Origin of the sequence: Paenisporosarcina sp. (assembly GCF_049671445.1) — a bacterium.
Taxonomy (GTDB): Bacteria; Bacillota; Bacilli; order Bacillales_A; family Planococcaceae; genus Paenisporosarcina.
This window is the reverse complement of sequence record NZ_JBATUX010000134.1, coordinates 1-6915: the sequence shown is the minus strand read 5'-3', so window position 1 is coordinate 6915 and position 6915 is coordinate 1. Positions and strand designations below refer to the sequence as shown.

Sequence of the window (6915 nt, the reverse complement as noted above, 5' to 3'; positions counted from 1 at the left end):
AACATGACAAAAACGAGTATTCCATAAATCTTCCATTGTTTCACGTGGTCAGCACCTCACCGTTTCTTTCGGAATCCGAAAAATAATATTCCCATCTTAATCCTTTATTCAACTAAAGTAAATGATTATTTCCAAAAAGCTTTTTGCAGAAAGTAGTACCAAAGGGAAACCTAAAGTATATGTATATTCTGCAACAGGGCTTTTGCCTAGGCCCATCGGTTAATGGGCTATTTTCTCGCAATTACTCTACTATCTATTATAACCAAAAAAGAGCATCCATCTGGATACTCTCTTGTCGGCTTTTATCATGAAATATGACTTATTCTTCTACTTTGAGTGTTTCTTTTTGACTTCGAAGAGGTACTTCTTTAATTGCAAATGTCAAAAGTGCTGCAAAAGCCATTACAATAGCTGCCAATAAGAATACATTCGATAAAGCATGGTTTAGTGCAACTTGTAAATGCAACATTAATTCATTAAACAAAGGCAACATTTGTTCCGGTATTTGCCCTCGAATGGCATCAATGCGCGTATGGTCTAATAAAAGATTGGGATCTTGGAATTTAGCTAATGTTGCTTTCGCTTCGTCTGGTACTTTACTTGAATCGAAAGTTGTCATTTTTTCTTTCATTGATGTATTCAAGACCGTTCCTAGAAGAGCTACTCCAACTGTTCCGCCAATTGATCTGAATAATTGAGTGGATGCTGTTGCCACTCCTAAATATTCTTGTCCAACTGAGTTTTGTACGGTTAACGTAAAGACTGTTAACCCCATGCCAATACCAAAGCCGACCAATATTAAATAAACGACTAACTGCAACTGTGAAATGTTCATATCCATTTGTGATAACAAGAGAAGTCCAACTACGGATACTGTCAGTCCCAATGTTGCTTGGCGCTTATATTTCCCTGTTTTAGTAATTAGATTGCCACCCCAAGCACTCGCTCCCACTAATCCGAGTGTCATGGTCATCGATAGTAAGCTCGAGTGGGTTGCTGAATATCCGAGAACGCCTTGAATGAAATAAGGCACATACATAAGTCCCCCGAACATCCCAATCCCTACTGCAAATCCAATGATATTTGAGTACGTAAAGTTTGCGTATTTAAATAAATGAAGAGGTAAAACTGGACTTTTTGCGCGTTTCTCTGCCCATATGAATAAGGCTAGTGAAACAATCGATCCTGCGAACAATGATAAAATCATTGGAGAAGACCACTCGTACTGTGTGCCTGCCCAAGACAAACCGAGTAACATTGTGACTAAAGTCGAACTGAGGAAAAGAGTTCCTAAGTAATCAATGGTTTCATTTTGTCGACGTTCTGTTTTCGGGAATAATTTTAATATTAATATAAAGGCTACGATGCCTAGTGGTAAGAATACCCAAAATACCCATCTCCAATCAAGATTATCAACAATATAACCTCCGATTGTAGGTCCTAGTACGCTGGATACGCCAAACACAGAACTCATTATGCCTTGCCATTTCCCACGCTCACGTGGTGCAAATAAATCTCCGACTGCTGCAAAAGCTGTTGGTATAATAAGCCCCGCACCTATTCCTTGTATGGCACGATAAATAATTAATTGTTCAATGGTTCCAGATGTCCCACATAAAAATGCACCTGCTGAGAACACTAATATACCAATCAAGAAAAAAGGTTTTCTTCCATAAATGTCTGACAGTTTCCCTGCAACGACAGTCATAATAGCACTCGTCAGCATGAAACTTGTAAAGACCCAGCTATAGTAATCTAAGCCACCTAAATCAGAAATAATTTTTGGCAAAGCATTACTCACGATTGTTTGGTTGACTGCAGCGAAAAACAGAGCTCCGATAATGGCAATCATAATCGTCACTTTTTCTTTATGCTTTAAATGTTCCATTTAGTCATCAAACCTCTCTTTCGATTGGCTTGAATTTCCCCAAAATATTCATCACTGTCGTCATTTCTTCATTTGAGATATCACCAAACGTTTTGTTGTAATATGCGTAGACGATTTCATCCATTTTTTTCACGAGATTTATTCCTTCTTCAGTCAACGTTAAGTAAACTGTTCGTCGATCCACGTTATTACGCTCGCGAATAATGTATCCTTTTTGCACTAATTTCTCACTCGTTAATGTGACATAACTGTTTGTTGCATTTAATCTGCGTGCAACATCTGAGACTCTGAGTGTACGATCGTCCTCTAAAGCTCGTAATACTGTAAATTCATTGTATGGAATAAATCCTTCAAATTCGACAGCGAAATCTTGTCGAACAGTTCGCACTAAAGAACGAAATGATCGTGTAAATTCAGTTATTAATTCTTTTCTTTCATTCATCGTGTAACTCCTTCAGTTTTAAATAGTTTAGTAACTTAACTATTTAAATATATTACGCCTACCGAAATTAATTGTCAATATACTTAGCACATTGAAACATGTGACGTAGTATGATTTTAAACAAAAAAACTCTATTTAACTGTAGTAGTTAAATAGAGTGTGTGAAACAATATTGATAAATTTTAGCTGTAGCAAGGCAATCTCCTAATGCATTATGCGCATCATGTTCGATCTGTAAGTAATGAGTTAATGTTGTCAATTTATGATTAGGTGTTTGGTTGATAATTTTTCTTGAGAGTTTTAACGTATCGATTACTGTATATGTTGGAACTTCTACCCTGTCCTCTAGTGCATATAAAAATCCCATATCAAAGGATGCATTGTGTGCGACAATTGGAAGGTCCCCAATAAATTTAATGAGTTGACTAATGACAAATTCAATCTTTGGTTCGTTTCTTACCATATCGTTTGTGATTCCAGTTAAGGACGTAATACGTGTAGAAATCGATCGTAATGGATTAACTAATTGATTCATGATATCCATTTGTTCATGATTTTTATATTTAACTGCACCAACTTGAATAATTTGGTCAGCACCTGGTCGTAATCCCGTTGTTTCAAAATCAAGTACCACATAATCAGTCACTTTTTTGACGGAAGGATTATATTTCTTCGGGGTTGGTGTGCGTCTTGATGACGCCCAATACTGTTGACGTGATTTTCGTCTGAGTAGCTCTGCTGCATCAATCTGTCGATCATCCATCTCTTTTCCCTCCGAATCTCTTCCAACTATTAGACTACCTACTGATTGAACTATATACCCAATATATAGAAAAGTTAAGCACTATTGATTAAATAACATTTTATTATTATAATATTATTTGCGTTAACTATTTGTTGATATAAGTTTACATAAAAAAGGGGACTACACTGATGAGAAACAATCGATTAAAAATGCTGATCGTAACTGCTCTTTTTGCAGCGATCATCGGAATCATGGCACAAATTACAATCCCTCTTCCACTTGTTCCTATTACAGGACAAACTCTAGCTATCGGATTAGCCGCAACGATTTTAGGAAAAAAATACGGAACTTTATCAGTAATTGTTTATATCATGCTAGGTATTGCAGGATTACCTGTATTTAGCGGAATGTCTTCAGGTCTTGGCGTTGTCTTTGGTCCAACTGGAGGATATATTATTGGTTTCATTCCTGCTGCATTCTTTATTGGATGGATTTTAGAGCGTTTTGGATTTACAGTCACTACAGCAATCATTGCGAATATCATTGGTATGATTATTACTTTAACTTTCGGTGCAATATGGTTAAAATTCGTTGCTGAATTAAGTTGGATGGCTGCATTCTCCAGTGGTGTCGCTCCATTTATTATTGTAGGAATTATTAAAGCAGTGTTAGCAGCAACAGTTGGTATATTAGTACGTAACCGTTTAACATCCGCGAAATTATTACCAGTTTCAATTGCACATTAATAAATAGCTAGCAAAACAAGCAATGGATTCACATCCATTGCTTGTTTTAGACTGTAGTCAACTATATTGTGAATGAATAAAAAAAAGCAGTAGGGACTGTCACTGCGCTTTCCGTGGGCTTGGCTTCAGCCTCCTCGTCACTACGTTCCTTCGGGGTCTTCAATTCAAGCTATTCCCACAGGAGTCTTCGTGGCAGTCCCTGCTTGGTGTTTAGACTTTAACATTAGTTTGAAAAAGTGCTAAAGGTCCTTACGCTATTATCGCCCTTCACCAGCAGACAACTTCCCGAAGATTGAGTGATATGTTTATTCCATAAATCGATATTTATAAAAAGATCTAAGACAAGCAATGGATTCACGTCCATTGCTTGTTTTTTATGCCATCACTTTCGACTTTCTTCTATATAAATATATAGTCCATTTAATTACTCTTCATTTCCCGTCTACTAAATGACAATACACACCAAATATTTCCCGGGTAATATTTTAGATGATGAGAATAAATGACATAGATAAGCGCTTACTTCATAAATTTGACAACATTCTTTGTAATTTAAAGAAGATTTATTTGAAATAAACATGAAGAAATAAATCCTACTTAAAAATTTGTCTAATGTTATTGTCCTTTTGTCAGATTTTAATTCAATTAATGTTCCCCAGGATTTTTATAACCTCCATATTTCCCATAACATTCCTTCACTGTCGATTATTCTCTTTAGTGTTTTGAATTTTCTCGCACTTGTAACAATTTCGTTAGTTTTATGAAAGCGCTTCATGTATAATAGATGATTGTTACTTGAAATAAGAAAAGTCAGAAAGTGTCGTTTTAGATTACACGATGAATTGTGGAAGGAATCGTAGATATAAGCCGACATACGTTGATAAATGGAAAGTCCTCATTTTTGGTATATAGGACATGCAAGACAAATTAAAAGAATCCCAGTTTTTTAGTTTATTATATTCTTTGAAAAAGGAGTTTTATTTGATGAAATCTAAAGATACTTTAACGGTTGGAGAAAATATAGTTGTTGGTTTGATGTTATTTGCATTATTTTTAGGGGCAGGAAATATTATATTTCCTCCTTTGCTTGGTCAATTAGCTGGAGAATCATTAGTTATCGCTATTTTTGGCTTTCTAATTACTGGCGTTGGGTTACCATTGCTTGCAGTTATTGCAATTGCGAAGTCTGGCGGAGATTTGCAAGATATTGCGAGTCGTGTTCATCCGCTTTTCGGCGTGATTTTCACAGTAGTGGTTTATCTCGTGATTGGCCCGCTTTTTGCAATTCCAAGGACAGCGACTGTATCATTTGAAATCGGAGTTGCTCCCTTTTTACCAGGATCACTGTTAACTGAAACATGGCCATTACTCATATTCAGTATCTTATTTTTTACCATCACCGTTTTATTTGCTTTAAATCCAACAAAATTGGTTGATCGCATTGGTAAAATCTTAACACCGATTTTAATTGTTGTGATTAGTTTATTAGCCATCAAAAGTATGGTTACACCTATGGGAGATATTGGACCATCACAAGGCGCGTACAAAGAAAGTCCATTTTTCGAAAGCTTTTTACAAGGCTATTTAACAATGGATGTCCTTGCTGCTTTAGTATTTGGTATTGTTGTGATTCATGCCCTTCAAGACAAAGGAGTTCGTGATAAACAAGCATTAGTAAAATCAACTATTTTCGCTGGTGTAATTGCAGCAGTCGGGTTATCTCTTGTTTATATTGCTTTAAGTTTTATCGGTGCTACGAGTACTGAAGCGATTGGTGCACAAGACAATGGAGGTTCAATATTAGCATTATCTTCAAATGTTTTATTCGGAAACTTTGGTAGCATTATTTTGGCGATGACGATTGCCTTTGCTTGTTTAACAACCTCTATCGGATTAGTCGCGGCAGCTTCTCAATTCTTTGAAAAACTGACACCTAAAGTCTCTTATAAGACGTATGTGCTAATTTTTGCTGGATTTAGTGCAGTTATCTCAAATGTAGGGTTAACTCAGCTCATTAATTTCTCGGTGCCAGTACTATTGGCCATTTATCCTTTAGCAATCGTATTAATGATTTTATCATTCATTGATAAGTCATTTAATCGCGCACCTATTGTTTACGGGCTAGCATTATTATTCACAAGTTTTATTAGTATTTTTGATGGCTTTAAAGCAGCTAAAATAACGTTCCCCGCTGTTGAAGCTGTATTAACTAATCTACCACTTTACAATGAAGGAATTGGTTGGCTTATTCCTGGTATCGTAGGCGGAATTATCGGTTTCATTATTTATAAAATTAAGCGTTGATAGAGAATGATGTTGATATTTGAGTCAATTTAGTAATTCATAAAACCGGATATAAACACGAACATTATTAAACAGAGATTCTGTCGATTTCCGTTACGGGCGGACGCTTTCCGCGGGTGGTCCGTTTGCCTCCTCGTTCGCTTCCCTCTCTGTGGGGTCACACCTGGACACACTTTTCCGCCGGAGTCGCCGCCCTTCACTCCAATCATTTAACTAAATTTACGATAATTAATAGGATCGCTTTACAGATCACCTTTATAAACAAGTGGGAATTGGCTCCATTTCTGCGGACAAACAGGCAAGCCTCCTCACTCGAACCTTGCTGCGGGGAGATAGATATTCCCTTACTATCAGAACAAAATAGAGTTTACCAGAGCTATAAAATTAAAAAATGAGAATCCCATTTCGGGATTCTCATTTTTTTAATGAATGCTCATTTTACTACGCCCATTACTTTGGCCTCATACATGGCCATGTTTGCTTCATTCAATAGAATTTCGAGATTTTTCCCAGGCTCTGCATACGTCATGCCCACACTGGCGGTTACATACAGGTTATGTCCATTTAACTTCTATAGGCTTTAATTTCAACTCATTAATGATGGCAAGTTACGTTATATGACCTATGCATATTGTCTACTAGTAGCTTCATTCATTTATTAACGTGAAAAACCCCTCGCAGTCGCTGAATTCTGCAAGGGGTTTTTATCTATAAGGGGGTCTTATAGCCAAGTTGTTGATATTAGTTTATAGTATGCCCATAAAGATTAAAATAATTTATTGTTAGGGTG

Annotated in this window: 6 protein-coding genes; 2 read left to right on the top strand and 4 right to left on the bottom strand. The window is 36.4% G+C overall.

What is annotated here, in order from left to right:
• Positions 1–319: 319 nt before the first annotated feature.
• From WBG45_RS16475 to WBG45_RS16465, 3 genes are all read right to left on the bottom strand, one after another.
• Positions 320–1888: an MDR family MFS transporter gene (locus tag WBG45_RS16475; protein WP_424416165.1), complete on the bottom strand. Its 1569-nt coding sequence runs from the start codon at positions 1886–1888 to the stop codon at positions 320–322.
• A 7-nt stretch (positions 1889–1895) separates the two neighbouring features.
• Entirely contained in the window at positions 1896–2330 is a 435-nt protein-coding gene (locus tag WBG45_RS16470; protein WP_424416164.1) for a MarR family winged helix-turn-helix transcriptional regulator, read from the bottom strand.
• Positions 2331–2478: 148 nt separating this feature from the next.
• The gene (locus WBG45_RS16465; protein WP_424416163.1) at positions 2479–3093 is read right to left on the bottom strand and encodes a 3'-5' exonuclease; all 615 of its coding nucleotides are present in this window, start codon (positions 3091–3093) and stop codon (positions 2479–2481) included.
• Between the two features lie 170 nt (positions 3094–3263).
• Here WBG45_RS16465 and WBG45_RS16460 point away from each other — a divergent pair, with 170 nt between their 5' ends.
• A complete protein-coding gene (locus tag WBG45_RS16460) occupies positions 3264–3821 on the top strand; it encodes a biotin transporter BioY (RefSeq protein ID WP_424416162.1) in 558 nt (185 codons plus the stop codon).
• Between the two features lie 984 nt (positions 3822–4805).
• Complete coding sequence (gene brnQ / locus WBG45_RS16455; protein ID WP_424416161.1) at positions 4806–6125, top strand: branched-chain amino acid transport system II carrier protein; 1320 nt, start codon at positions 4806–4808, stop codon at positions 6123–6125.
• Positions 6126–6558: 433 nt separating this feature from the next.
• Here the strand turns inward: brnQ and WBG45_RS16450 are convergent, their stop codons facing one another.
• Positions 6559–6678, bottom strand: a complete 120-nt coding sequence (locus WBG45_RS16450; protein WP_424416166.1) for a hypothetical protein — start codon at positions 6676–6678, stop codon at positions 6559–6561.
• Positions 6679–6915 lie beyond the last annotated feature (237 nt).

Bases quoted from the DNA above. Each gene is read 5' to 3' on its own strand.
- WBG45_RS16460 (WP_424416162.1), top strand. From the start codon at position 3,264: ATGAGAAACAATCGATTAAAAATGCTGATCGTAACTGCTCTTTTTGCA.
- brnQ (WP_424416161.1), top strand. From the start codon at position 4,806: ATGAAATCTAAAGATACTTTAACGGTTGGAGAAAATATAGTTGTTGGT.
- WBG45_RS16475 (WP_424416165.1), bottom strand. From the start codon at position 1,888: ATGGAACATTTAAAGCATAAAGAAAAAGTGACGATTATGATTGCCATT.
- WBG45_RS16470 (WP_424416164.1), bottom strand. From the start codon at position 2,330: ATGAATGAAAGAAAAGAATTAATAACTGAATTTACACGATCATTTCGT.
- WBG45_RS16465 (WP_424416163.1), bottom strand. From the start codon at position 3,093: ATGGATGATCGACAGATTGATGCAGCAGAGCTACTCAGACGAAAATCA.